Consider the following 25359-nt stretch of genomic DNA (forward strand, 5'->3'; position numbering starts at 1 on the left):
CCGCGGCCTCGGGCGAGGCGATCGCCTCGAGCGTCTCCGGCGCCAACCCCGCCTACGTGACGCCGCTGGTGCGCAAGCTCGCCAAGCAGAAGGGCGTGGACCTCGCGACGGTCACCGGCACCGGCGTGGGCGGCCGCATCCGCAAGCAGGACGTGCTCGATGCGGCTGCCGCTGCGCCTGCGGCCACCGCTGCGGCTGCGTCCGCCTCCGCCGCCTCCGCCGGCTCCGCCGCCGCGAAGGCTCCGCACGTCGTGGAGCTGTCCGAGGAGGCGAAGAAGCTGCGCGGCACCACGCAGAAGACCTCGCGCATCCGGCAGACCATCGCCAAGCGCATGCGCGAGTCCCTGCAGTCGACCTCGCAGCTCACGCAGGTCCACGAGGTGGACGTCACGGAGATCGCGAAGCTGCGCAGGGCCACGAAGGACGCCTTCCAGGCCAAGCACGGCGTCAAGCTCACCTACCTGCCGTTCTTCATCAAGGCGGTCGTCGAGGCCCTGCAGCTCCACCCGCAGGTGAACGCGCAGATCTCCGCAGACGGCAAGGAGATCGTCCACTTCGACCACGAGCACGTGGGCATCGCGGTCGACACCCCGCGCGGCCTCATCGTGCCGGTGATCAAGAACGCCGGCGACCTGTCGCTGGCCGGGATCGCCAAGGCGATCGTCGATCTGGCCGACCGCACGCGCAACAACAGGGTGAAGCCGGACGAGCTCTCCGGCGGCACCTTCTCGGTGACCAACCTGGGCAGCTTCGGCGCGATCATGGACACGCCGATCATCAACTACCCGGAGTCCGGCATCCTGGGTGTGGGGTCGATCGTGCGCCGTCCCGTGGTCCGGCGGACCGCCGACGGCGACGAGGCGATCGTCATCCGCGACATCGTCGAGCTGCCGCTCACCTACAACCACGAGCTGGTCGACGGTGCAGACGCGGGTCGCTTCCTCACGACCATCCGTCAGCGCCTCGAGGAGGCCAACTTCGAGGCCGATCTGGAGCTCTGAGGGTCTGAGCCGAAAGCGGGCGGGGAAGCCGGGACCACCGGCCTCCCCGCCCGCTTCCGCATGCGCTCGCGTCAGCCGCGCACCGCATGCACCTTCCACCGGCCCTCGTGCCTCCGGAGCTCCACCTCCACGTCCGCCCACCGCCCGTCCCCGGTCCGCATCCGCGCCCGGACGTGTGCGGTGTCCGGATCCGGCTCGCCGCTCGCGGGATCGCCGACGCTCTCCAGTCCCTCCAGCTTCACCTCTCCGCAGTCCGGGCAGGGCGTGAGCTCCACGGCGGCATCCGCAGCGGCGGCGGGAGAGCCCGGGACGGTGAGCCTCGCGAGTGCCTCCGCGTCCCCGGCCGCCACTGCCGCGCTGCGCCTCTGCGTGAGTGCGGCGAACGCCTCGAGCGGGTTCTCCCGAGGCGTCTCCGGCGGCGTCGCACTGTGTGCCGGCGCCGGCGCCGCGGTCTCCGCGCTGCGCCCAGTGTCCGAGGACCCGGCGACCACGAGCCACGCCCCCGTGCCGAGCAGCACGGCGCACGCCGCACCCGCCGCACTGCGCCACTGCCGCCGGACGAGCCTGCCCACTCGCCCGCTCCTGCAGGAGCGGGCCGCGCGCGTTGCCGGATGACGGTCCCTGCGTTCTGCGGAGCTCTCCGCGGGCACCTCCCGGAGACGGCTGACGACCTCCGCGGCGAGGACCCCGGTGGGCGCGTCGTCCACCTCGACCCCGGCCTCCGCCGGCAGGAACCCCCGTGCGCGGTCCGGGCCGAGCTCCCGCACCCGCCGGAGCACACCCCGCAGCCCCGGGGAGGAGGCCGAGGACTCCAGGAGTGCGGCGGTCAGTTCGCGGACGCGGGGATCGGCCGCGGGCGCGGTGACGGAGAGCGGCCCTCCGGCATCAGCCCACTCCCTCCCGGTGAGCGCGGCATGGAGGATCTCCCCGCAGGCCGCGGAGTCCGTCGTCCGCGCCTCCGGCCGCAGCCGTCCGGGCACCACCGCGATGCGCCCGTCGTTCCGCACCGCGAAGGCGTAGAGGCTCACCCGCGAGTGGCCTCCCGGCGGCCGCGGGGAGGCCAGCACCGCCTCCAGGGCCTCCTCGAGCACGCCCAGCGCCTGGCCCTCGGGCAGCCCTCCCCTGCGCCGCAGGACGTCGGCGAGCAGCCCACCGGACCACCGGGGCACGAGCAGCCCCGTCCGCGCGCCGCCGGCGTCGTCGACCGCGGCGAGCTGGCAGCCCCACGCCTCGGCCTCCGCCTCCAGCACCGCCTCCCCCACGGGCCCGTCCTCTCCGGGCACGCTCAGCCAGGCGATCTCCGCACCCCGACGCACCCGCAGCAGGCCGCTTCCGGCCTCGGCCTCCACCACCCAGTGCTCCTCAATCACAGCCCACCCCTCTCCTCGTATGACGCTCCGTGTCACGCATGAGCGTCGTTTGAGCGTGTTTGCTGATTTTTGATGCATTTCGAGAATGATTGCACAGAGACACGGCTCACACAAGGCTCCCCGCAGGGGCGGGTGCCTGCACCGCCGCGTACAGTGGACGCATGGCATTCGCTGTGAGAGAACTGGGACTGGACCCTCAGCTGGTCGACTACAGGGAGGCATGGGAGCTGCAGACGGCGCTGCACGACGAGGTGGTCGCCGGCACCCGCGACTCCACCCTCCTCGTCCTCGAGCACGAGGACGTGTACACGGCCGGCAAGCGCACCGAGGACTTAGAGCGGCCGACGGACGGCACCCCCGTCATCGACGTGGACCGCGGCGGGAAGATCACCTGGCACGGTCGCGGTCAGCTCGTCTGCTACCTCATCTACCGCCTCCGGGATCCCAAGGAGGTGCGGCTGTTCGTCAGCCAGATCGAGGACGCGATCATCGAGCTCGTCGGCGAGTACGGCCTCGACGCGCAGACCGTCGACGGGCGCGCCGGAGTCTGGCTCCCCGCCTCGGGCGGCAGGCCGGAGCGCAAGATCGGCGCGATCGGCATCCGCATCCACGAGGGCGTGACGATGCACGGGCTCGCGCTCAACTGCTCCAACGCGTTCACCGGCTTCGACGGGATCATCCCCTGCGGCATCGCCGATGCCGGCGTGACCTCGCTCAGCCGTGAGCTCGACCGCACGGTCACCCCAGCAGACGTCGCAGAGCGCATGACCGCCCTGCTCCAGCAGCACATCACCGCCTGATCCGCCCGCGCGCACGCAGCCCCCGAGTGAAGGGACACCGCCCCATGACACTGGCACCCGAAGGCCGACGGCTCCTCCGCATCGAGGCCCGCAACTCCCAGCCCCCGATCGAGGAGAAGCCCGCCTGGATCAAGGCGAAGGCGAAGATCGGCCCGGAATTCACGGAGCTCAAGTCGCTCGTCCGCGGCGCCGGCCTGCACACGGTGTGCGAGGAGGCCGGCTGCCCCAACATCTTCGAGTGCTGGGAGGACCGCGAGGCCACCTTCCTCATCGGCGGCGAGCAGTGCACCCGGCGCTGCGACTTCTGCCAGATCGACACCGGCAAGCCCGCGGACTTCGACGCCGATGAGCCCCGCAGGGTCGCGGACTCCGTGCGCCAGATGGGCCTGCGCTACTCGACCATCACGGGCGTGGCCCGCGACGACCTGCCCGACGGCGGGGCATGGCTGTACGCGGAGACGGTGCGGAAGATCCACGAGCTCACCTACTCCGACGGCAGCGGCACCGGCGTGGAGCTGCTCATTCCGGACTTCGACTCCGACGACGAGCAGCTCGCGGAGGTGTTCTCCTCACGGCCGGAGGTCCTGGCCCACAACGTGGAGACGGTGCCGCGCATCTTCAAGCGGATCCGGCCCGGCTTCCGCTACGAGCGCTCGCTCTCCGTCCTCACGAAGGCCCGCGACGCGGGCCTCGTCACCAAGTCCAACCTCATCCTGGGCATGGGCGAGACGGACGAGGAGGTGGTCGAGGCGATGCGCGACCTGCACGAGGCGGGCACCGACATCCTCACGATCACCCAGTACATGCGGCCCTCGGAACGGCACCATCCCATCGAGAGGTGGGTGCGCCCGCAGACCTTCGTGGAGCTGCGCGACGAGGCGGAGCGGATCGGGTTCCTCGGCGTGATGTCCGGTCCGCTCGTCCGCTCGTCCTACCGGGCCGGCAAGCTCTGGGCGCAGGCCATGCGCCACCGGGGGATCGAGATCCCGGCGCACCTGCGGCACCTCGACAAGGACGTCCCCGCCCGCCAGGAGGCTCAGGCGGTGGTGGACACGTTCGGCGAGGGCCAGGAGGTACAATACTGAGTCGACCCATCGCCAGAAACGGTGGGAGCACAGTCCCCCGCACACCCGCGTCGAAGCGAGAGCATGTCCACGAGCAGCGAACCTGAGAAGAAGGGCCTCTTCGGCCGCAGGAAGAAGAAGGCCGATCCGAACAACCCCGGTCGGATCGCGCAGATACGCCAGGTGGCCAGGCTGGCGCGCAAGCACAACCCCGCCTCCATGTGGCTGGTCGCCGCCGCGCTCGTGGGCCTCACGGCCCTCGGCGTGCTCGCGGGCTTCCTCATCTCCGGCTCGGTCCTCAGCGTCATCCTCTGGGGCGTGACCGGCCTCATGCTGGGCGCCGTCCTCGCGATGTTCATGCTCGGCCGGTTCGCGGAGGCCGCGGCGTTCGATCAGATGCGCGGCCAGCCCGGGGCGATCGGCGCGGTCCTCAACACCGCCCGCCGCGGATGGCTCATGGACGAACAGCCCATCGCCTTCGACATGCGCACGCAGGAGATGGTGTTCCGCACCACCGGCCGGGCGGGTGTGGTGCTCGTGGGCGAGGGCCGCAACCGGACCAAGGTGAAGAAGCTCCTCGCCAAGGAGGCCAAGCGCCACTCCCAGATCGTCAAGGGCGTGCCGATCCACACCTTCGAGGGCGGCGAGGCCGAGGGCCAGCTCTCGATGGAGCAGATCACCAAGGAGCTCTACAAGCTGCCGAAGAAGCTCAACAAGGCGGAGATCCTCGCGGTCCGCAACCGGCTCACGAGCATCGGCACGATGGCCTCGCGCCCGCCCGTGCCCAAGGGCGTCGATCCGAACAACGCCCGTCCGGACCGGCGCGCGCTGCGCGGACGCTGAGACCTGCGCACCGCAGAGAGGCCCTGTCCCGCTCCCGGGACAGGGCCTCTCTCCGTCTCTGCGCACGCCGGCCTCAGCGCGTCCGCACGACCACCGCGCCCGAGGCCTTGTCGTGGAGGCCGCGCCCGTCCGGGTCCGCGATGACCACGGGGATGACGAGGCACACCAGCAGCGTCCGGACGATCGCCCTGAGCGCACCGACTGGTCCGGTGGAGGCGAGCGTGCCGTGCGTGCGGACGTCGACCACCCCGATGCCGAGCAGGAGGTGGCCGGGGGTGCGGCCGAGCAGCCAGACGCACAGGAAGTAGAGGAGCGCGAAGCCGGACTGGATCGCGATGTTCTGTGCGAGGACGTCCGCCTCCATGGCCAGGCGCACCACCAGCACCACGAGCGACCAGTCGACGATGATCCCGCCGGCCCGCCGCAGCAGCGTCGCCGCGGACCCGGTGCCGCTCTCCGGCAGCCCCAGGCGCCGGCCCGGCCACTGGCCGTCGGGGAGTCTCGGACCGGTCAGCCACTCCGCGCGCCGTGCCGCACGCTCACCACGATCTGCCATGCCCCCAGGCTAGTCGATGCGCTCCGCGTAACACGCAGGAAACATCCGGGTCACAGACGTGAAATCCACGTCACTATAGACTCGAGTCACGACCCACCCACGAGATCAGGAGAGTGCGCGTGTTCTCAACGGCACAGGAGCTCATCGAGTACGTCAAGAAGAACGACGTCGACTTCGTCGACATCCGGTTCTGCGATCTCCCCGGGGTGGTGCAGCACTTCAACCTTCCGGCGGAGGCGTACGGGGAGGAGGAGATCACGGAGGGACTCCTCTTCGACGGCTCCTCGATCCGCGGCTTCCAGGGCATCCACGAGTCCGACATGAAGCTCCTCGCAGACGTCACCACCGCCTACATCGATCCGTACCGCGATGCGAAGACGCTGGTCGTCAACCACTCCATCGTGGATCCGTTCACGGACGAGCCGTACTCCCGCGATCCGCGGCAGGTGGCGGAGAAGGCGGAGGCCTACCTCAAGAGCACCGGCATCGCCGACACCGTGTTCTTCGGCGCGGAGGCGGAGTTCTACCTCTTCGACAGCATCCAGTACGACACCACGCCGGGTCACAGCTTCTACAAGCTCGACTCCGTCGAGGCCGCCTGGAACACGGGCGCGGACGAGCCCGGCGGCAACCTCGGCTACAAGACGCCCGTCAAGGGCGGCTACTTCCCGGTCTCTCCGCAGGACCACTTCGCGGACATCCGCGACAGGATCTCGCTCACCCTCAAGCAGATCGGCTTCGAGGTGGAGCGCGCGCACCACGAGGTGGGCACTGCCGGACAGCAGGAGATCAACTACAAGTTCAACTCGCTCAAGCATGCCGCGGACCAGCTGCTGGACTTCAAGTACGTCGTGAAGAACGAGGCCCTGGCAGCCGGCAAGTCCGCGACCTTCATGCCCAAGCCCATGTACGGCGACAACGGCTCCGGCATGCACTGCCACCAGTCGCTGTGGAAGGACGGCGAGCCGCTCTTCTACGACGAGAACGGCTACGGCGGCCTCTCCGACCTGGCCCGCTGGTACATCGGCGGCCTCATCGAGCATGCGGGTGCGGTGCTGGCCTTCACGAACCCCACCATCAACTCCTACCGCCGCCTGGTGCCCGGCTACGAGGCGCCGGTCAACCTCGTGTACTCCGCACGCAACCGCTCCGCGGCGATCCGCATCCCCGTCACCGGCTCCTCCCCCAAGGCCAAGCGCCTGGAGTTCCGCGTGCCGGACCCGTCCTCCAACCCCTACCTCGCCTTCTCCGCGCAGCTCATGGCCGGGCTGGACGGGATCAGGAACCGGATCGAGCCGCCGGAGCCGGTCGACAAGGACCTCTACGAGCTGCCCCCGGAGGAGCTCGAGGACATCGCGCTCGTCCCCGGTTCGCTCGAGGAGGCCCTCGACGCGCTGGAGAACGACCACGACTTCCTCACCGCCGGTGACGTCTTCACCCCCGATCTCATCGAGAAGTGGATCGAGTACAAGCGCACGGAGGAGATCGAGGTCGCGCGCCTGCGGCCGACCCCCACGGAGTTCGAGCTCTACTACTCGCTCTGAGCCGAGGGTTCCCGCCCTCTTCCGAGAGACACCGAGAACGGCGGCTGGCCTGCGGAGACGTCATCCGACGTTTCCGCAGACCGGCCGCCGTCGTGCCGTTCGCCGCCGCTCCCCGGCAGACACGCACCGTGCTTACGGCGCGACCACCTCGAGAGTGGGGAACGCGGTCGCATACCTGCCGCGATCCCGGGTGAGCAGGCGATGACCCGCGACGGCGGTATGGGCGCCGATGTAGAAGTCGTGCAGGGGCGCAGCCTTCGCCCCGCCCCGACGACGGTAGGCGAGGAAGGCCTTGCCGGCGAGGAACCCCGCGGGCCAGGGCAGCTCCTCCCGCGCGAAATGACTCGCGGGGAGGAGCTCGTCCAGCAGCACATTCGAATCGACCAGCGTCGACTCATCCATCGCGCAGCAGACCCATGAGCTCATCCGTGGTGCGCGTGGTCGTCGCACGGCCGCGCATGCGCCGCACCACGCCCGTCCGCACTGGGCACGGATGTCACTAGACTGGCGCGCATGACGCATTTCGACGTGCTCGTGATCGGCACCGGCTCAGGCAACAGCATCATCAACCACCGCTTCGACGGTCTCCGGGTGGCGATCGCGGAGGAGGACCGGTTCGGCGGCACCTGCCTCAACGCCGGCTGCATCCCCACGAAGATGTACGTCTACCCCGCCACGCGCGCGGAGGAGGCCGCGGACTCCTCCGCGGTGAACCTCTCCACCTCCTACGGCTCCGCGGACTGGCCGGCCCTGCGGGACCGCATCTTCGCCCGGATCGACGCGATCGAGGCCGACGGCCGCGCCTACCGCACCGAGCGGCAGGAGAACGTCACCGTCTTCCCCGAGCACGTCCGGTTCACCGGGCCGCACTCCCTCGTGACCGCCTCCGGCCGGGAGATCACCGCCGACCGCATCGTCATCGCCGCGGGCTCCGCCCCCGTCGTGCCCGAGATCCCCGGCCTCGACCCCGCACGGGTCGACGCACCGGGCTCGCCCTTCCACACCTCCCGCACGATCATGCGCCTGGACTCCCAGCCGGAATCGGTCCTCATTCTCGGCTCCGGCTTCATCTCCGCGGAGTTCGGCCACATCTTCTCCGGCCTGGGCACCCGCACCGTCGTCGCGATCCGCGGCGATCGGATGCTGCCGGGCGCCGATGCCGCGATCCGCGACCGCTTCACCGCGGAGTTCTCCGCCCGCCACGACGTCCGGCCAGGTGTGGAGGCCGCCTCCGTCCGCGTCCTCGACGACGGTCGTGTGGAGGTGGCACTCCGCGCCACCGGCCGAGTGCCCGGAGCCGAGGTGCCCGCACCCCTCATCGTGGAACGGGTGCTCCTCGCCACCGGGCGCGCTCCCGCCTCGGCAGGGCTCAGCCCGCAGGCTGCGGGCATCGACACCCGCGCCGACGGGCGGATCGCGGTCGACGAGTACCTGCGGGTGCTCGCGGACGGCGCGCCGGTCCCCGGTGTCTTCGCCCTGGGCGACATCTCCTCCCCGCACCAGCTCAAGCACGTCGCCAACCACGAGGCGCGCGTGGTCAAGGCCAACCTCGTCGCGGACCTCGACGCCGGCGCGCCCGGCGGCGCACCCGCCTCCGCCCTCACGCCGGTGAACCACAAAGGCGTGCCGGCGGCGGTGTTCTCCTCGCCCCAGGTCGCCCATGTGGGCATGACGGAGGAGGAGGCGCGTGCCGCCGGGCACGACGTGGTGGTGGGGACCCGCGACTACGGCGGCGTGGCCTACGGCTGGGCGATGGAGGACACCACGGGCTTCGTGAAGGTCGTCGCGGACCGCTCCTCGCGCCTGCTGCTGGGCGCGCACCTCATGGGGCCCGAGGCCTCGATGATCATCCAGCCCCTCATCCAGGCCATCGCCTTCGACCAGCCCGCGGACGAGGTCGCGAAGGGCCAGTACTGGATCCACCCCGCACTGCCCGAGGTCGTGGAGAACGCACTCCTGGACCTCGATCTCCGCTGAGGCCGCCGGAGCCTCCGGGCTGGCCGCCTCAGTACCGGCGGTCCGCCCAGGGGTCCTCGACCTTCGAGTCCTCGTAGGCGAAGAAGAGCCGCTCCACGACCTTGCGGGCCCGCCGGGCCGTGCTGCGGTAGTCCTCCGCCAGCTGCTGTGCGGATCCGGGTGCGTAGCCCAGCAGCCGGGCACAGGCCTCGAGCTCGGCCCGGTCCACGGGCAGGCTCGCCGCCGTCCGGCCCCGGTAGAGCATCGCGGCCGACCGCAGGCCGGAGGCGAGGCTCCACGCCTCCCGCAGCGTCTGCGCGTCCTCGGCCTCGACGAGCCCGGCCTCCTCCGCGGCCGCCAGCGCCGGCAGCGTGGACGTGGTCCGCAGCCCGGCCACGGAGTGCGCGTGCCGCAGCTGCATGAGCTGCACGGCCCACTCCACGTCGCTGAGGCCGCCGTGGCCCAGCTTCAGATGCGTCTTGCGATCAGCACCCCGCGGCAGCCGCTCCGACTCCATCCGCGCCTTGAGCCTGCGCATCTGGCGCACGGAGCTCTCCGGCACCCGGGCGGGATAGCGCAGGGGGTCGATGAGGGCGGTGAAGTCCTCCCCCAGCGACCGCTCCCCTGCGATGACCCGCGCGCGCAGCAGCGCCTGCGCCTCCCAGGGCTCGGACCACTTCGCGTAGTAGGCGGCGTAGGAGTCTAGCGTCCTCACGAGCGGTCCGGAACGGCCTTCCGGCCGCAGGTCCGAATCGACCTCGATCCCGGGGATCCGGTCCGTGCGCGAGGCCTCGCGCGCCACGGCCAGCGCCACCTTCTTCACGTGCGCGCCGAGGGCCGTGCTGCGGGCATCGGCGGGATCGTGCGGACGCCAGCAGAACATCACGTCCGCATCGGAGAAGTAGCCGATCTCCGCCCCGCCCAGCCGACCCATCGCGATGATGGCGAACTCATAGCCCGGGATCTCCGCGGAGTCCAGCTCCGCGCGGACGCACGCGAGCACCGCGTCGAGGTAGACATCGGCCGCCGCGGACAGCGCCGCGGAGCTGGTGGGCAGATCCTGCTGCCGCAGCACGTCCGCCAGCGCCGTGCGCAGCAGCTCCCGGCCGTAGAGGCCGCGCAGGGACGCGCCGGCGCGCGCGCCGTGGCGCGAGACCAGGCGGTGCGACTCCGCACGGAGAGCCTCCGGCGCCCGCGGCTGCAGACGGTCCGTGTCGTCGAGCCAGGCGACGGCGTCCGGCCTGTTCTGCAGCAGGCCCGTGGTGTACGAGGACAGCGAGAGGACATCGGCCAGGCTGTGGACGGCCGCACCGGAGTCCCGCAGCAGCCGCAGGTACCAGCTGGAGTCCCGCAGGCTCTCCCCCAGCCGGCGGAAGGCGAGCAGTCCCGCATCCGGATCCACGCCCGCCGCCAGCCAGTCCAGCATGGCCGGCAGCACCTGGCGGTGGATGACCGCGGCCCGGCTCACCCCGGCGGAGAGCGCGTGGATGTGCGTGAGCGCGGTCCGGGGGTCGCAGTAGCCGAAGGCCGCCAGCCGCGCACGCGCATCCGCCTCGCTGAGCGAGGTGAGCACGGAGTCCCTGCTCGCCGCATCCAGGATCGGGCGGTAGAAGATGAGCTCGTGGTACCTGCGCACCTTGCGCCGCACGTCCGCGAGCTGGGCGTCGAGCCGCGCCGGCGTCCGCTCGCCGGACCGGTAGACCGCACGTGCGAGCAGCCGGCGCTTGTCCTCGGCGTCCGGCAGCAGCGCGGCCCGGAGCAGCCGCGGGATCTGGAGGCGATGCTCGACGACGCGGAGGAAGCGGTAGCACTCGTCGAGGCCCGCGGCGTCCTCCCGGGCGATGTAGCCGCGCTCGCCCAGCGCCGCGAGAGCGTCCAGGGTGCCGCGGACGCGGATCGCCTCGTCGAGCTCGCCGTGGACCAGCTGCAGCAGCTGGGCGGAGAACTCCACGTCGCGCAGGCCGCCCACGCCCAGTTTGAGCTGGCGGGAGGCCTCCTGCGAGGGCAGCAGGTCCACGACGCGGCGCCGCATCGCGCGCACGCCCTCCACGAAGCCCTCACGCCGGTTCGCCTCCCAGACGAAGCGGCGCATCCGCTCCGCCCACGCCCGGCCCAGCTCCGCGTCGCCGGCGACCGGGCGCGCCTTGAGGAGCGCCTGGAACTCCCAGGACTCCGCGACCTGGGCGTAGTACGCCTCGAACTCGTCCACGGTCCGCAGCAGCCGGCCCGCGCGGCCCTCCGGACGCAGCGCGGCGTCGAGCTCCCACAGCGCGGGCTCCGCATCCGGTCCGCCCACGATCTCCGTGAGACGGGCCACCATCGACTCCGCCAGCCGGGTCGCCTCCTCCGTGGGCGGTGCCGGACCATCCGCGCCGTCCGGGCCCGCGTGGACGTAGACGACGTCGACGTCGGAGACGTAGTTGAGCTCGCCGGCCCCGCACTTGCCCATCGCGACGACGGCCATGCGCACCCGGGCCTGCGGATCCAGCTCCGCAGCGGCGATCACGAGCCCCGCCTCGATCGCCGCTGCGGCGAGACGGGAGAGCACCCGGCTCACCTCGTCCACGACCGCCGTCGGCTCGGGCGCGTCGAGGTCGTCGGCGACGAGGGCGAGGACGCGATCCCGGTAGGCCCGCCGCAGGGCGGCCACGGCGGTCTCGCCAGTGAGGCCCTCGACGGCCTCGACGAGGGTGGCCCGCAGGGACTCCGCGCTGGAGGAGGCGCCGTGGAGCAGCAGGGGCCCGTGGCCCCCGAGCAGGGCCACGGAGTCCGGATGGCGCACCAGGTGGTCCGTGAGGGCCTCCGAGGCCCCGGTGATCTGGAGGAGCCGCGGCAGGAGGGCGCCGGCGGTCTCCTGCCGCTGGCCGGCCGGCCGGGTGCCCTCCCGGAGGGCCGTGAGAGCGCGAGCGCCCGCCTCGCCCTCCTTCCCCGCGGCCTCGACGATCCGCAGCAGGCCCAGCGCGGCGGCCTCGGCGTCCACGAGCGTGCCGAGGAGGCCGGTCTCGTCCGCGACCGCGCCCGGGTCGGTGCCCAGCAGCTCACCGGCCTCCCGGAGGAACTGCTGCGCGCGGCTGGGCCGCGCCCGTGCGCGCGAGGGGTCCGTCCCCCGCGCGGTCCTGCCGCCCCAGCCGCCGCGCTGCATGCCCGTCACCGCCGTCTCACAGGGAGCGGTAGAGGCGGTCGAGTTCGAAGGGCGTCACCTGGTCCCGGTAGGCCTCCCACTCCGCGCGCTTGTTGCGGAGGAAGTAGTCGAAGACCTCCTCGCCCAGGGTCTCCGCGACGAGCTCCGAGTCCTCCATGAGGGAGATCGCGTGGTCGAGGCTCTGCGGGACGGCGCGGATGCCCATCGCCCTCCGCTCCGCGGCGGTGAGCGACCAGACGTCGTCCTCGGCCTCCTCCGGCAGCGCGAGGCCGTCCTCGATGCCCCGGAGGCCGGCGGAGAGCAGCACCGCGTAGGCGAGGTAGGGGTTCGTGGCGGAGTCCATCCCGCGGTACTCGATGCGCGCGGAGGAGGCCTTGCCGGACTTGTACTGCGGCACCCGCACGAGCGCGGAGCGGTTGCGGTGGCCCCAGCAGATGTAGCTCGGCGCCTCGTGCCCGGACCACAGCCGCTTGTAGGAGTTCACGTACTGGTTCGTCACGGCGGAGATCTCCGGCGCGTAGTGGAGGATGCCCGCGATGAAGTGCCGCCCCACCTCGGAGAGCTGGTACTCGCCGCCCGGATCGTAGAAGGCATTGGTCTCGCCTTCGAAGAGCGACACGTGGGTGTGCATGCCGTTGCCCGGCTGGTCCACCAGCGGCTTGGGCATGAAGGAGGCGAACACGTCCTGCTCGACGGCCACCTCCTTCACCATCGCGCGGAAGGTCATGACGTTGTCCGCCATGGTGAGCGCGTCCGCGTAGCGCAGGTCGATCTCGTTCTGGCCGGGACCGGCCTCGTGGTGGGAGAACTCCACGCTGATGCCCATGGACTCCAGCGTCTGCACCGCGTCCCGGCGGAAGTCGTTGGCCGTGCCGCCGTTGACGTGGTCGAAGTACCCGGCAGTGTCCACCGGCACGGGGGCGCCGCCTCTCAGGTCGCCGGACGTGAAGAGGTAGAACTCGATCTCCGGATGGATGTAGAAGCTGAAGCCCGACTCCGCCGCGCGCTCCAGCGCGCGCTTGAGGACGTGGCGCGGATCCGCCGGCGCCGGACCGCCGTCCGGGGAGTGGATGTCGCAGAACATCCGCGCCGTGGGCTCCTGTTCACCGCGCCAGGGCAGCAGGGAGAACGTCGCCGGGTCCGGCCGGAGGACCATGTCGGACTCGAAGACGCGGGAGAACCCCTCGACGGACGAGCCGTCGAAGCCGATGCCCTCCGCGAACGCGCCCTCGAGCTCCGCCGGCACGATGGCGACGGACTTGAGCTGGCCCAGCACGTCGGAGAACCACAGGCGGATGAACCGCACGTCGCGGTCCTCGACGGTGCGCAGGACGAACTCCTGCTGCTTGCTCATGGCCATCGCTCAGCCCTCCTCCCAGCTGCGGTCCTCGGCGTCCCAGTCCGCGCTGCGCTCCCGGGCGCGCTCCAGTGCGGCGCGGGCCTCGGCCTCGGTGGCGTAGGGGCCCATCCGGAACTGCCAGCTGCTCTGCGGACCCTTCTCCACCTCGTGGGTCCGGGTGTTGTACCAGTACTGCACGTCGTTCGACTGCGATTCACCGACCATGGTCGCCTCCCGGTGCCTGTGCGGACGTCTGCGCGGGGGCTGCTCCCCCGGCTCCCAAGAGTATCGCGGGGAGGCTCGCGCGGCGCGCCGTTGCGACCGGCGCTCGCCGCTTTAAAGGTTTGGCAGACAGACCTTTTCCGGTCTAGGCTCGTGGCGCACACCACGTCGCACACCCCGGCCCGAGGAGGCACCCATGCGCATCGGCGTACCCACGGAGATCAAGAGCGCGGAGAAGCGCGTCGCACTCACCCCCGCGGGGGTCCATCAGCTGGTGGAGCACGGCCACGAGGTGCGCGTGCAGGCAGGCGCCGGCCTCGGCTCCCACCTCGCGGACGAGGACTACGCCGCCGCCGGCGCGCGGATCGTCGCGACCGCCGCCGAGGCCTGGGGCGAGTCCGACATGGTGGTGAAGGTCAAGGAGCCGCTCCCGGAGGAGCACGCACACCTGCGCGAGGACCTCATCCTCTTCACCTACCTCCACCTCGCCGCCGCCGAGGACCTCACCCGGGCGGTCCTCGCCGCCGGGACCACCGCGATCGCCTACGAGACGGTGCAGCCGGATGCGGGCGGGCTCCCCCTGCTGGCCCCCATGAGCGAGATCGCCGGCCGCCTCTCCGTCCAGGAGGGCGCGCACCACCTGCTCGCCGCACAGGGCGGCCGCGGCGTGCTGCTGCCCGGTGTGCCCGGCGTGGACCGCGCCAAGGTCACCATCGTGGGCGCCGGAGTGGCGGGCGCCTCCGCCGCACGGGCCGCGGTGGGCATGGGCGCGCAGGTGGAGATCTTCGACATCAGCCTCCCGCGCCTGCGCTACCTCGACGAGGTGTTCGACGGCCGGCTGCAGACGAAGGCCTCCTCGCCGTTGGACATCGCCGAGTCCGTCGCCCGGGCGGACCTCGTGGTGGGCTCCGTGCTCATCCCGGGCCACCGCGCACCCAAGCTGGTGACGGACGAGATGGTCGCCGCCGCCAAGCCCGGCAGCGTCTTCGTCGACATCGCGATCGACCAGGGCGGATGCTTCGCCGGCTCCCGGCCCACCACCTATGCGGAGCCCACCTTCGAGCGGCACGGCGCGCTCTTCTACTGCGTGGCGAACATGCCCGGCGGTGCGCCCGTCACCGCCACGAAGGCGCTCACCAACGCCACCACGCCGTACATCCTGCGGATCGCGGACGGCGGCTGGCGGGAGGCGCTGCGGGCGGACCGGGCGCTCGCCCGCGGTCTCAACGCCCACGGCGGAACGCTCACCAACGCCGCCGTGGCGGAGGCCTTCGGACTCGACTCCGTCCAGCCGGAGGCCGTCCTCGCCGGCTGAGGCGACCGGCTGCGGGACCCGCTCAGTCGCCCATCGTGGTGCTCCGGAAGTGGGTCTCGCAGAGTTCGCCGGCACGGTCCGGGTCCCCCGCCGCGATCGCCTCGACCAGCGCGAAGTGGTCCGCGGCCGCCTGCTCGAACAGGCGCTCGGAGAACGGGTCATGGCGGAAGCCCGCGTTGATGCGGCGGTCCAGGTCCGCGGCGATCTCCACGAGGTGCGTATTGCGCGCGGCCTGGGCCATCGTGTGATGGAAGCGGGCGTCGGCCGTGCGCGCCTCAGCGGCGGTCTGCGCCTGCGCGTAGCGGCCCGCGAGCTCACGCAGGCGGGCGGTGTCCTCGGCCCGGCGCCGCTGGGCCGCGACGGCGGCGATGCGATTCTGGACGACGGCGCGCGCGTCGAGCAGATCGCGCCGCGTCTCACGGAACTCCGCGAGCCGCTCGGCGTACTCCTCCACCCGCGCCGGCTCCACCCGGGAGATGAAGGTCCCGCCGCCCCGGCCTCGGCGACGGACGACGAAGCCCGCCCGCTCCAGGGTGGCCAGTGCCGCGCGGACGCTGGACCGGGACACCTCGAGCTCGTCGGCCAGCCTGCGCTCCGGCGGCAGGCAGGTGCCCTCCGGCAGCGCACCCACCGCGATCGAGGCCATGATGTGGTCGGCGATCTGCCGCGGGGTGGAGGACTGGGAGACCACCCCGGCGAGATCCGCGTAGCCCGCGTCGAACTCCGGCTCCGTCTGCGCCATGCGCCCTCCCTTCCCGGCCGTGCTCCGCTCGGACCCACCATAGCCGCGCGGCCGCGGCGGCACCCACGGCTCTCGATAGACTGGACCCATCATGACTGAGACCACCGCTGCGCAGAACTCCGCCCTCCCGACCACCGCACCGCTGGGCACCCTCGTGCCCGGCACGCTCTCCCCCCAGCGTCCCGTCCCGCAGTCCATCCCGCGCCCGGAGTACGTGGGGCGGAAGGAGCCCGACGAGGGCCGCGGCGGCGACTTCCACTCCCCGGAGGAGGTCGAGCGCATCCGCGCTGCCGGCCGGATCGCCGCGGACGCCCTCGCGGAGGTGGGGAGGATCATCCGTCCGGGCATCACGACGGACGAGATCGACGCGGTCGCGCACGAGTTCATGGTCGCCCACGGCGCCTACCCCTCGACGCTGGGCTACCGCGGCTACCCCAAGTCCGTGTGCACCTCCGTCAACGAGTGCGTGTGCCACGGCATCCCGGACTCGACTGTCCTCGCCGACGGCGACATCGTCAACGTCGACATCACCGCCTACAAGGACGGGGTCCACGGCGACACGAACTTCACCTTCCTCGTGGGCGACGTCGACGAGGAGTCGCGGCTCCTCGTAGAGCGCACGCACGAGGCGATGATGCGCGGGATCAAGGCGGTGCGTCCGGGCCGTGAGATCAACGTGATCGGCCGGGTCATCGAGAAGTACGCCAAGCGGTTCGGCTACGGGGTCGTCCGCGACTTCACCGGCCACGGCGTGGGCCGCGAGTTCCACTCCGGCCTCATCGTCCCCCACTACGACGCGGCTCCGGCGCACAGCGAGGTCATCGAGCCGGGGATGGTCTTCACCATCGAGCCCATGCTCAACCTGGGCACCGTCGCGTGGGAGCAGTGGGACGACGGCTGGACCATCGTCACCAAGGACCGCAGGCGTTCCGCCCAGTTCGAGCACACCTTCGTCGTGACGGAGACCGGCACGGACATCCTCACCCTTCCGTCCGCGGGCGTTACGATCAGCTGAGAGAAGCACGCCGCAGCCGCCCGGCGGGCAGACCGCCGGGCGGAGGACGGCCAGACGAGAGAGGTCCACCATGGCTCAGGAGCAGCAGCCGAATCTCCAGCATCTCGCAGTGGGCATCGACATCGGCGGGACCGGCACCAAGGTGGGTCTCGTCGATGTCCGCGAGGGTGCGCTGATCGGCAAGCGCTGCCGGCTCGACACCCCCGGCGACGCCCGTGCGGAGGAGATCGTCGCCACCGTCCGCGCGGCACTCGACGATCTCGCGGCGCAGACGGCGGAGGCAGGCGTCATCTCCGCGCCGGAGCACCTGTCCAAGCTCCCGGTGGGTGCGGCGTTCCCCGGCGTGGTGAAGAAGGGCACCGTCGCCTTCGCGGGCAACCTCACCGCGGCGATCGGCGCTCCCATCGTGGACATGCTGAGCGAGGCGGTGGGCACGGCGGTCCACATCGCCAACGACGCGGACGCCGCGGGGCTCGCGGAGATGACCTACGGCTCGGGACGCAAGCATCGCAAGGAGAGCGTCATCGTCACCACCCTGGGCACCGGGATCGGCACTGCGCTGTTCACCTCCGGCCGGCTGTACCCGTACTCGGAGCTGGGCCATCTCATGATGGGCGAGGAGGTCGCGGAGCGGCAGATGTCCGTCGCGGCGATGCGGCGCCTCGACCTGGGCTTCGAGGAGTGGGGCGCACGGCTGACCGCCTACTATCGCGAGCTCGAGCGTCTGTTCTTCCCGGACCTGTTCATCCTGGGCGGGGGCATCTCCAAGCGCAGTGCGGAGTTCCTCCCGCACATCGCGGTGGACACCCCCATCCGGGTCGCGAAGCTGCTCAACAACGCCGGGATCGTGGGCGCCGGGCTGCTGGGGGCCAACCAGGGCAAGGCGAAGGTGGGCCGCAAGCGGAAGTGAGCGGCGGCTGATGTGTGAGTGAGGGCAGGCCGCCTGTACGCCGGGTTCTGTTCGTGCACCGGGTCACCCCTGTGCACGCGACGACCATCTGTCTGGGACCGCTGTTGCCAGCGGCCTCGAGCGATCCACCCGACGGCTCGGGCGAGCAGCCCTCGAACGCCGTCTGTCCGATCTTGCTCCGGGTGGGGTTTACCGAGCAGCCGCAGTCACCTGCGGCCCTGGTGGTCTCTTACACCGCCGTTTCACCCTTACCCGCCGTGTGCACGCACACGGCGGGCGGTCTGTTCTCTGTGGCACTGTCCCGCGGGTCACCCCGGGTGGCTGTTGGCCACCACCCTGCTCTGCGGAGCCCGGACGTTCCTCAGCGGAGAGGCTTTCGCCGTTTCCCCGCCGCGGTCGTCCGGCGACCTGCCCTCAGCCCGCTACTGTACACCGGGGCGCACGCACCGCGCGCCTTCCCCCACCGACCGCAGTCCGCATCCCAGCTGAAGGAGACGTGCTCCACCCGTGAAGATCCTGCTTCCCCCGTCCGAAGGAAAGACCGCGCCCGCCGCCGGCCCCGCCGTGGACGTCGGGGCGCTCGCGTTCCCCCAGCTCGCGGATGCGCGTGAGGAGGTGCTCGCGTCCCTGCGCACGGCCTCGGCCGCCGAGGACGCGCTCACCGCCCTCGGCGTGGGGAAGTCGCTGGCCGCCGAGGTCGAGGCCAACACCCGCCTGTGCACCGCACCCGCCGCGCCCGCGCACGAGGTCTACACCGGGGTGCTCTACTCCGCGATGGGTGCCGCGGACATCGCCCCGGAGCGGCTCGCGCACGTCTTCGTCTCCTCCGCACTCTTCGGCGTGGTGAATCTCACGGACCCGATCCCCGCCTACCGCCTCTCGATGGGCACCGCACTCCCGCCTCTCGGCCGCATGCGCACCTGGTGGCGGAAGCGGCTGGCGCCGGTCCTCGACGAGGCGTTCGCGGGCGAGCTGCTGCTCGACTGCCGCTCCGCCGACTACCGCGCCTCCTGGCCCGGCCGCCCGGCGCAGACCGTCACGGTCGACGTCGTGCAGGTGCGCGGCGGAAAGCGGACGGTCGTCTCCCACTTCGCCAAGCACACCCGCGGCGAGCTCGCCGGGCGGCTCCTGCGGGCGGAGGCACCGCTGCCGGAGACGCCGGAGGGGATCGCCGAGGCCGCCGGACGGTGGTACGAGGTCGAGTACGCGCAGCCCACCGCGCGGAAGGCCGCCTCACTCACCGTGGTGCTGCCGGAGACCTGAGTCCCCGCGCCGGGGTACCGCCGCCAGCGGGTCCTCCCGCAGCACCTCGACCGGCACCGCGGATTCTCTGCTCAGCGCACGCAGGAGGCCGGCGCGGGTGGCGAAGCCCGCGGCCCGTGCCGCGCTCGTCGCGCTCGCGCCGCCGCGCAGACCGCGGACGGCCTCGCTCAGCCTCCGCCGCGTCCGCCACCGGCTGAAGCTCATTCCCGTCTCGTCCGCGAAGATGCGCTGCACCTGGCGCTCGCTCATCCCCACCCGCGCACAGAGGGCTGCGAGCGGGGCCGGGGAGCTCACGGCCGCCTCGGCGATCCGAGCCGCCACCGGATGCACCGGCATGACGGCGGGGAAGGCCTCGACCCGCAGCTGGAGCAGCAGCTCCTCCAGACCGTCGGTGAACACCGCGCACTGTTCGGGCGTGCGCGGCTCCGCCGCCATCCGGGCGAGCATGAGGCGGGTGATGCCCGGCACCGCGCCCAGCCGCTGCACCCGCACGGCCGGCGCGACGTGCCCGGCGAGGACCGGCCCCAGCACGATCGAGTGCTCCTCCAGCCGCACGGCGTGCGGCACGTCCGCGGCCAGCCAGACCGAGGTGCGCGGCTCGAGGAGGATGTCCGTCCCGTCCGCAGTCAGCCTGCCCCGCCCCATCACGAGATGCACGAGGTGCGGGCGGTCGTGCGCATGCATGGGATGGCCCGTGAACCGCATCGCCGTCTCCGGCACCACCGTGGCGAACTCCCGCCTGAAGCCCATCATCCGCCTCCCCGTCACAGCCGCACGGCCCACCGCTCCGGCGCCGTCCACTCCATTTCGCAAAGCAATTATGCCCTAACTGCAGGACGTGTCGGCTCCGGACCCGGACGATGTCGCCTCCGGACCGCCCCGCCCGCGAAACCGCACCTAGGGTCGGTCCTTGGCATTTAAGTGAGGCTGCCCTTATCCCAATCGGAGGTTCCCGTGATCCGCACATCCCACCCGCTCCGCACATCCCCTCGCCGCGCGTCCCGCACCCTGGCTGCGGCGACACTCGCCGCCGGCCTGCTCGCACTCACCGCCTGCGGCGGCTCCGCGGCGGACGAAGGGAGCGAGGAGGAGGCAGCGGGCGGCACGCGCACCGTCTCCACGCCCTACGGTGATGTGAAGGTCCCCACGGACGCCCAGCGCATCGTCGTCCTCAACTACGCACTCGCCGGCTATCTGTACGACATGGACGTGCCGGTGACGGCGACGATCCCGGAGGACGCCGACCAGCGCAACCAGGAGTACTCACCGCTGTGGGGATCCGCACCGGACGAGGACGGCACCGAATTCCTGCCGTGGTCGACCGACGGCTTCGACCTCGAGGCGGTGCTCGAGGTCGACCCGGATCTCATCATCGGCGGCGGCTGGGGCTTCCCGAGCTTCCACGCGGAGAAGGCGTACGAGGACCTCTCCGCCATCGCCCCCACCGTCGTCGTCGACAAGGCTCTCCCGGACTGGCAGGGACAGGCGGAGTTCCTCGCCGTGGACGTCTTCGACCGGCCCGAGGCCTACGAGGAGATGGTGACGGAGTACGAGACCCGCCTGGAGGAGGTGAGGGATGCGATCGAGGTGCCGGAGCAGCCCACCTCGTTCGTCTCCGTCACGGGTGAGGGCACCCCCTACCTGGTCCTCGAGGACCAGGGCCTGCCGCGCATGTTCGACGCGCTGGGCTTCGAGGTCAACGACATCGCGGCCCGCAACGGGCTCGAGCCCTACCAGCCCGGCGGCGACCTCGCGGAGCTCTCCACCGAACAGCTCGGGCAGCTCGTGGACAGCGAGACCCTCTTCGTCATGGGCTTCAACGCGGACACGGCCAGCGCGGAGGCGCTCGCGGACGATCCGGCCTGGTCCGGGCTGCCGGCGTTCGCCCACCACCGTGCGTACGATCTGCCCTACTGGGCGCTGCGGCACGACTTCGACGAGTCGCTCGAGGTCCTCGACCTCGTCGAGGAGGAGTTCGGCAGGTGAGCCTCCACGATCTCCGCATCCACCCGCTCGTGGTGCGCACCGTCACGGTCGCCGCCGTCGAGGACGTGACCCCGCGGATGCGCAGGATCCGCCTCACGGGAGAGGAGCTGGGCGCCTTCACCCGCGACGGGCACGCGCATCCGCCCTTCTCCTCCCCCGGGTTCGACGACCACGTCAAGCTCGTCCTCGCCCGGGGAGGCCCCCTCGAGACGGCGCTGCCGCTCCAGCTGCCCGACGGCATCGAGTGGACGCCCGCACCGCACCGCGAGACCCGCGACTACACGCCGCGCAGCTTCGACCCGGAGGCGGGCGAGCTCGTCCTCGACTTCGTCATGCACGGCGACGGGCCGGCCGCGACCTGGGCGCGGGACGCCGCGCCGGGCGATCCGCTGACCTTCGTGGGGCCCAAGTCCTCCCTCGTGCTGCCCGCGGACGCCACCGCGCTGGTGCTGGTGGGCGACGAGACCGCGCTGCCGGCCCTGGGCAGGTTCTTCGACGAACGCCCGCTTCCCGCGCCTGCCCACGTCCTCGCGTTCGCAGCGGATCCCGCGGCGCACCAGCCGCTGGCACTGGGTCCGGAGGACTCCGTGCGGTGGGAGCACATGCCGCACCCGGACGGCGAGGCGATCGCGCGCAGCTTCGACGAGCTGGTCGAGGACCGCGACCTCGGGGAGCGGCCGTACGTGTGGGCCGCGGGCGAGGCTTCCTCGCTGCTGCCGCTGCGCCGCAGGCTCTCCGGTCTCGTGGCACGCGGGGACCGCAGCATCACCGGCTACTGGCACCGGACGGAGGAAGCCGAGGCCGCAGCAGTCGCCCCGGCCCTCCCGGAGGCGCCGGCGGCCTGGTTCGCGATCCGTGCGGCGCTCGACCTCGGGCTGCTCCCGGTGCTGTCCGCCGGAGCGCGCACGGCGGACGGGATCGCGGCGGCGCTCGGGGTGCCGCACGTACGGCTGCGGCCGCTGCTGGATGCGCTGGTCCCCTCCGGCCTCCTGGAGCGGGACGACGCCGGAGCATGGCGGCTGTCCGCGCTCGGCCGTGATCTGCTCGACGATCCGCACGCGCAGGAGGAGTTCACCGGGCCCGAGGCCGCACAGATCCTGGCCCTGGCGCACACCGCCGAGGCCGTCCGCGGCGGGACGCCCGCGTGGGAGCTGGCCCACGGCACCCCCTTCGCCCGGACGCTCGCGGATCCGGCGACCGCCGCGCATCTCGCCCACGAGGCGGAGTCGCTCGCGTTCCTCCAGTACGGCCTGGTGCGCAGGCTCGCGGAGCTGGACGCGCACAGCCTCCTGGCCGTCGGACCCGCCGCCGGAGTCCTCGCCGAGGTCGCGGCCCGCGGCGGAATCGCCGTCCGTCCGCTCGCGGCAGGCGAGGAGCGCACGCCCGCGCCCGAGGCCTCCCCTGCGGCCGCGACGGACGGCGGGACCGTGATCGTGTCCGCCCTCCTGCTGCACCACCTCGACGACGCGGCTGCGCTCGCGCACCTGCGGACGCTCGCCGCACACGCATCGCGTGCGCTGCTGCTCGACTCCCCCGCACCGGACGCCCTCTCCCCCGACGCGGCCCTCCGCACGCTCGTGCAGTTCGGGACCAGCGGCACGCCTCCGCGCACGCCCGCGGACGTCGCCGCCCTCGCACAGGAGGCCGGGTGGACCGCTCTGTCCGCACGCGGCCTCGGCTGGGGCCTGCACGCGACGGAGCTCGTCCGCGGATGAACGCCCCCTCCGCTCCGCGGCCGGCCGCGCTGACGGCGGCACTGCTGGCCGCGCTCCTCCTGCTCGGGGCCGTCGCCGTGCTGAGCCTCTTCGTCGGCTCCGCCGCGCTCTCGCCGGCGGAGGTCGTGGGCGCACTCTCACGTGCGGACGAGGACCTCATCAGCCGGATGACGGTGTCCGGCCTGCGGCTCCCCCGCACGCTGCTGGGCATCGCCGTCGGGGTCGCGCTGGGAACGGCGGGCGCGCTGGCGCAGGCGGTCACCCGGAATCCGCTCGCGGACCCCGGGATCCTGGGGGTGAGCGCCGGCGCGGGCCTGGCGGTCTCCCTCGCCGTCGCCTTCCTCGGACTCACCCGCGTGGAGGACTACAGGTGGTTCGCGTTCGCGGGCGCCCTCGGGGCCTTCGCCCTCGTCTACGCGATCGCGCTGCGCGGACCCCACGGCGCCACACCGGTCCGCCTCACGCTCGTGGGCGTGGCGCTGTCCGCCGTGCTCACCGGCGCCAGTCAGTCGCTCGCGCTCCTGCGTCCGCAGGTGTTCGACCAGATGCGCTTCTGGGGAGCGGGCACGCTCGCCGACCGCCCGCAGGGCACGCTCACGGCCGTCCTGCCGTTCATCGCGGCGGGCGTCGTGTGCGCGCTGCTCACGGGCCGCGCCGCGAATGCGATGGCGCTCGGCGACGAACGCGCACGCACGCTCGGCGTGCCCGTGGGCGTCCTGCGCTGGCTCATGACGGTCCTCATCGCGGTGCTCTGCGGGGCGGCGACCGCCGCGGCGGGGCCCATCGCCTTCGTGGGACTGATGGTCCCCCACGCCGTCCGCGCCGTGACCGGCCCGGACCAGCGCTGGGTGTTCGCCCTCTCCGCCGTCCTCGCCCCCGTGCTCCTCCTGCTGGCGGACATCCTCGGCAGGCTCCTCGTGTGGCCGGCGGAGCTGCAGGCCGGCATCGTGACCGCCTTCCTCGGCGCCCCGGTGCTGGTCCTGCTGGTCCGCCGCGCGGAGAGGGGCGGACTGTGAGCGGCGTCCTGCGCCTGGGCCCGGTCAGCCGGCGCTTCTCCCCGCGGGACGCAGGCATCGCAGCCGCCCTGCTCCTCCTGGTGGCCGTCCTCACCCTGCTCGGGCTGTCACTCGGAGAGCGGCCGGTGAGCGCGGACCGCGTGCTCGCGGCCTTCCTCCCGGATGCCGAGGCGCTCGATCGGATGGTCGTCGTCGAATGGCGCGCACCGCGTGCCTTCGCCGCCGCCGTGTTCGGTGCGTGCCTGGGGATCAGCGGAGGCCTGTTCCAGGCGCTCACCCGCAATCCCCTGGGCAGCCCGGACATCATCGGCCTCAACACCGGCGCGTACTCGGGAGTGCTGTGCGTGATCCTCCTCGGCGGCAGCGGCTACGCGGCCTTCGCCGCCGGAGCCGTGGGCGGCGGCGTCCTCGCCGCCGGGCTCGTGTACCTGCTCGCGTACTCCTCCGGCCTCCAGGGGTTCCGCCTCATCGTCGTGGGCATCGCCGTGAGCGCCTTCCTCAGCTCCGCGAACTCGTGGTTCGTCGTCAAGGCGAACCTCGACGAGGCGATGCGTGCCGCCGTCTGGGGTGCGGGGACCCTCAACGGGATCCGCTGGCCGCAGCTCCTCGCCGCGGGGACGGCGGCCCTCGTCCTCCTCTGCGTGCTCCCGTGGCTCAGCCGCAGGATCGCACAGCTCGAGCTCGGGGAGGACGCAGCCCGCGTCCGCGGCGTGCGGGCCGAACCGGTGAAGGCCGTCCTCGTGCTCGTCGGAGTGGCGCTCACCGCCCTCGTCACCGCCGTCACCGGACCCATCGCCTTCATCGCACTGGCGGCTCCCCAGATCGCCCGCAGGATCCGGCGCGAGACCAGCGGCTTCGACGCGGTGGGAGCGGCGCTCGTGGGCGCGGTCCTGCTCAGCGGTGCGGACCTCCTCGCCCAGCACGCCCTGCCCGATTCCGCGCTCCCCGTGGGCGCCGTCACCGTCTGCCTGGGCGGCGCCTACCTCGTCTGGCTGCTGTTCACAGAGAACCGGAGAAGCTGACATGTCCCACACACCCTCCGCGGAGATCGCGCTGCAGGCGGTGGACCTCACCGCCGGATACCGCTCCCAGGACCCCGTCCTCCGCGCGGTGGCCGCCGCCGTGCCCCGCGGCGGCTTCACCGCCGTGATCGGGCCGAACGGCTGCGGCAAGTCCACGCTGCTGCGCGCCTTCACCCGTCTGCTCGCCCCCGCCTCCGGCGGTGTCCTGCTCGACGGGAGGGACATCTCCGCCCTGCGCACGGCCGCGCTGGCCCGCCGGATGAGCATGCTCCCGCAGCAGTCGCCGGTGCCGGACGGCATCCGCGTCGCGGAGCTCGTGCGACGGGGCCGATATCCCCACCAGACGCTGTTCGCGCAGTGGTCGGCGGACGACGAGGCCGCCGTCGCCCGTGCCATGGAGCTCACCCGCGTGAGCGGCCTCGCGGACAGGCTCGTGGACACACTCTCGGGCGGGCAGCGCCAGCGGGTGTGGATCGCGCTCGCGCTCGCCCAGGACACCGAGCTGCTCCTCCTGGACGAGCCCACGACCTTCCTCGAC

The 25359-nt window shown here is 72.3% G+C and carries 23 protein-coding genes and 1 other RNA gene; 15 read left to right on the top strand and 9 right to left on the bottom strand.

The features are described 5' to 3' along the window. A partial coding sequence (gene sucB, locus Q0A33_RS04305; RefSeq protein WP_291793635.1) for a 2-oxoglutarate dehydrogenase, E2 component, dihydrolipoamide succinyltransferase occupies nt 1-1001 on the top strand: 1001 nt, incomplete at its 5' end. A 71-nt stretch (nt 1002-1072) separates the two neighbouring features. Here the strand turns inward: sucB and Q0A33_RS04310 are convergent. Next, nucleotides 1073-2371, bottom strand: a complete 1299-nt coding sequence (locus Q0A33_RS04310; protein WP_291793638.1) for a hypothetical protein — start codon at nt 2369-2371, stop codon at nt 1073-1075. A 161-nt stretch (nt 2372-2532) separates the two neighbouring features. On the opposite strand from Q0A33_RS04310, the gene lipB reads away from it, so the two are divergent. The 3 genes from lipB to Q0A33_RS04325 all read left to right on the top strand — a co-directional run bounded on the left by lipB (nt 2533) and on the right by Q0A33_RS04325 (nt 5078). Beyond that, complete coding sequence (gene lipB, locus Q0A33_RS04315) at nt 2533-3171, top strand: lipoyl(octanoyl) transferase LipB (protein ID WP_291793641.1); 639 nt, start codon at nt 2533-2535, stop codon at nt 3169-3171. 44 nt (nt 3172-3215) lie between these two features. Then, complete coding sequence (gene lipA / locus Q0A33_RS04320) at nt 3216-4256, top strand: lipoyl synthase (RefSeq protein ID WP_291793644.1); 1041 nt, start codon at nt 3216-3218, stop codon at nt 4254-4256. A gap of 63 nt (nt 4257-4319) precedes the next feature. Continuing rightward, nucleotides 4320-5078, top strand: a complete 759-nt coding sequence (locus Q0A33_RS04325) for a DUF4191 domain-containing protein (RefSeq protein WP_291793647.1) — start codon at nt 4320-4322, stop codon at nt 5076-5078. 73 nt (nt 5079-5151) lie between these two features. Here the strand turns inward: Q0A33_RS04325 and Q0A33_RS04330 are convergent, their stop codons facing one another. Further along, complete coding sequence (locus tag Q0A33_RS04330) at nt 5152-5634, bottom strand: RDD family protein (RefSeq protein WP_291793650.1); 483 nt, start codon at nt 5632-5634, stop codon at nt 5152-5154. A gap of 119 nt (nt 5635-5753) precedes the next feature. Between Q0A33_RS04330 and glnA the strand changes: the two genes are divergently transcribed. Beyond that, nucleotides 5754-7178: a type I glutamate--ammonia ligase gene (gene glnA / locus Q0A33_RS04335; RefSeq protein WP_291793653.1), complete on the top strand. Its 1425-nt coding sequence runs from the start codon at nt 5754-5756 to the stop codon at nt 7176-7178. 132 nt (nt 7179-7310) lie between these two features. Here glnA and Q0A33_RS04340 read toward each other — a convergent pair whose 3' ends face one another. Continuing rightward, the gene (locus Q0A33_RS04340; protein ID WP_291793656.1) at nt 7311-7580 is read right to left on the bottom strand and encodes a hypothetical protein; all 270 of its coding nucleotides are present in this window, start codon (nt 7578-7580) and stop codon (nt 7311-7313) included. 111 nt (nt 7581-7691) lie between these two features. On the opposite strand from Q0A33_RS04340, the gene Q0A33_RS04345 reads away from it, so the two are divergent. Next, a complete protein-coding gene (locus Q0A33_RS04345; protein WP_291793659.1) occupies nt 7692-9155 on the top strand; it encodes a mycothione reductase in 1464 nt (487 codons plus the stop codon). Between the two features lie 28 nt (nt 9156-9183). Here Q0A33_RS04345 and Q0A33_RS04350 read toward each other — a convergent pair whose 3' ends face one another. From Q0A33_RS04350 to Q0A33_RS04360, 3 genes are read right to left on the bottom strand one after another with little or no spacing between them, the layout of a single operon-like run. Further along, nucleotides 9184-12276 carry a bifunctional [glutamine synthetase] adenylyltransferase/[glutamine synthetase]-adenylyl-L-tyrosine phosphorylase gene (locus Q0A33_RS04350; RefSeq protein WP_291793697.1) on the bottom strand — a complete coding sequence of 1031 codons (3093 nt, stop codon included), beginning with the start codon at nt 12274-12276 and terminating at the stop codon, nt 9184-9186. 16 nt (nt 12277-12292) lie between these two features. Next, nucleotides 12293-13630 (bottom strand): glutamine synthetase family protein, encoded by a 1338-nt coding sequence (locus Q0A33_RS04355; protein ID WP_291793700.1) that lies wholly within the window; start codon nt 13628-13630, stop codon nt 12293-12295. 9 nt (nt 13631-13639) lie between these two features. Continuing rightward, the gene (locus tag Q0A33_RS04360) at nt 13640-13840 is read right to left on the bottom strand and encodes a hypothetical protein (RefSeq protein WP_291793662.1); all 201 of its coding nucleotides are present in this window, start codon (nt 13838-13840) and stop codon (nt 13640-13642) included. A gap of 193 nt (nt 13841-14033) precedes the next feature. On the opposite strand from Q0A33_RS04360, the gene ald reads away from it, so the two are divergent. After that, entirely contained in the window at nt 14034-15152 is a 1119-nt protein-coding gene (gene ald / locus Q0A33_RS04365; RefSeq protein WP_291793665.1) for an alanine dehydrogenase, read from the top strand. 22 nt (nt 15153-15174) lie between these two features. Here ald and Q0A33_RS04370 read toward each other — a convergent pair whose 3' ends face one another. Further along, a complete protein-coding gene (locus tag Q0A33_RS04370; RefSeq protein WP_291793668.1) occupies nt 15175-15894 on the bottom strand; it encodes an FCD domain-containing protein in 720 nt (239 codons plus the stop codon). 91 nt (nt 15895-15985) lie between these two features. On the opposite strand from Q0A33_RS04370, the gene map reads away from it, so the two are divergent. Both map and Q0A33_RS04380 read left to right on the top strand, forming a co-directional pair. Further along, on the top strand, nt 15986-16909 hold the full coding sequence (gene map / locus Q0A33_RS04375; protein ID WP_291793671.1) for a type I methionyl aminopeptidase: 924 nt from the start codon (nt 15986-15988) through the stop codon (nt 16907-16909). 70 nt (nt 16910-16979) lie between these two features. Continuing rightward, nucleotides 16980-17819 (top strand): ROK family protein, encoded by an 840-nt coding sequence (locus tag Q0A33_RS04380; RefSeq protein ID WP_291793674.1) that lies wholly within the window; start codon nt 16980-16982, stop codon nt 17817-17819. Nucleotides 17820-17839: 20 nt separating this feature from the next. On the opposite strand, the gene rnpB is transcribed toward Q0A33_RS04380, so the two are convergent. Then, an RNA gene (rnpB, locus tag Q0A33_RS04385) (RNase P RNA component class A) lies at nt 17840-18231 on the bottom strand. Between the two features lie 95 nt (nt 18232-18326). Between rnpB and Q0A33_RS04390 the strand changes: the two genes are divergently transcribed. Further along, on the top strand, nt 18327-19082 hold the full coding sequence (locus Q0A33_RS04390; RefSeq protein WP_291793677.1) for a peroxide stress protein YaaA: 756 nt from the start codon (nt 18327-18329) through the stop codon (nt 19080-19082). On the opposite strand, the gene Q0A33_RS04395 is transcribed toward Q0A33_RS04390, so the two are convergent. Continuing rightward, on the bottom strand, nt 19053-19835 hold the full coding sequence (locus Q0A33_RS04395; RefSeq protein ID WP_291793679.1) for a helix-turn-helix domain-containing protein: 783 nt from the start codon (nt 19833-19835) through the stop codon (nt 19053-19055). The genes Q0A33_RS04390 and Q0A33_RS04395 overlap by 30 nt on opposite strands. A gap of 201 nt (nt 19836-20036) precedes the next feature. On the opposite strand from Q0A33_RS04395, the gene Q0A33_RS04400 reads away from it, so the two are divergent. The 5 genes from Q0A33_RS04400 to Q0A33_RS04420 all read left to right on the top strand — a co-directional run. Next, on the top strand, nt 20037-21068 hold the full coding sequence (locus Q0A33_RS04400; protein ID WP_291793682.1) for an ABC transporter substrate-binding protein: 1032 nt from the start codon (nt 20037-20039) through the stop codon (nt 21066-21068). After that, the gene (locus Q0A33_RS04405; RefSeq protein ID WP_291793685.1) at nt 21065-22783 is read left to right on the top strand and encodes a siderophore-interacting protein; all 1719 of its coding nucleotides are present in this window, start codon (nt 21065-21067) and stop codon (nt 22781-22783) included. The genes Q0A33_RS04400 and Q0A33_RS04405 overlap by 4 nt, the downstream gene beginning before the upstream one ends. After that, complete coding sequence (locus Q0A33_RS04410) at nt 22780-23799, top strand: iron chelate uptake ABC transporter family permease subunit (protein WP_291793688.1); 1020 nt, start codon at nt 22780-22782, stop codon at nt 23797-23799. Before Q0A33_RS04405 ends, Q0A33_RS04410 begins: the two co-directional genes overlap by 4 nt. Beyond that, nucleotides 23796-24821 (top strand): iron chelate uptake ABC transporter family permease subunit, encoded by a 1026-nt coding sequence (locus tag Q0A33_RS04415; RefSeq protein WP_291793691.1) that lies wholly within the window; start codon nt 23796-23798, stop codon nt 24819-24821. The genes Q0A33_RS04410 and Q0A33_RS04415 overlap by 4 nt, the downstream gene beginning before the upstream one ends. Nucleotide 24822: 1 nt before the next feature. Then, nucleotides 24823-25359, top strand: a 537-nt coding sequence (locus Q0A33_RS04420; protein ID WP_291793694.1) for an ABC transporter ATP-binding protein, incomplete at its 3' end; no start/stop codon positions are given.

Source organism: Brevibacterium sp. (assembly GCF_022712115.1).
GTDB classification, from domain to species: domain Bacteria; phylum Actinomycetota; class Actinomycetes; order Actinomycetales; family Brevibacteriaceae; genus Brevibacterium; species Brevibacterium salitolerans.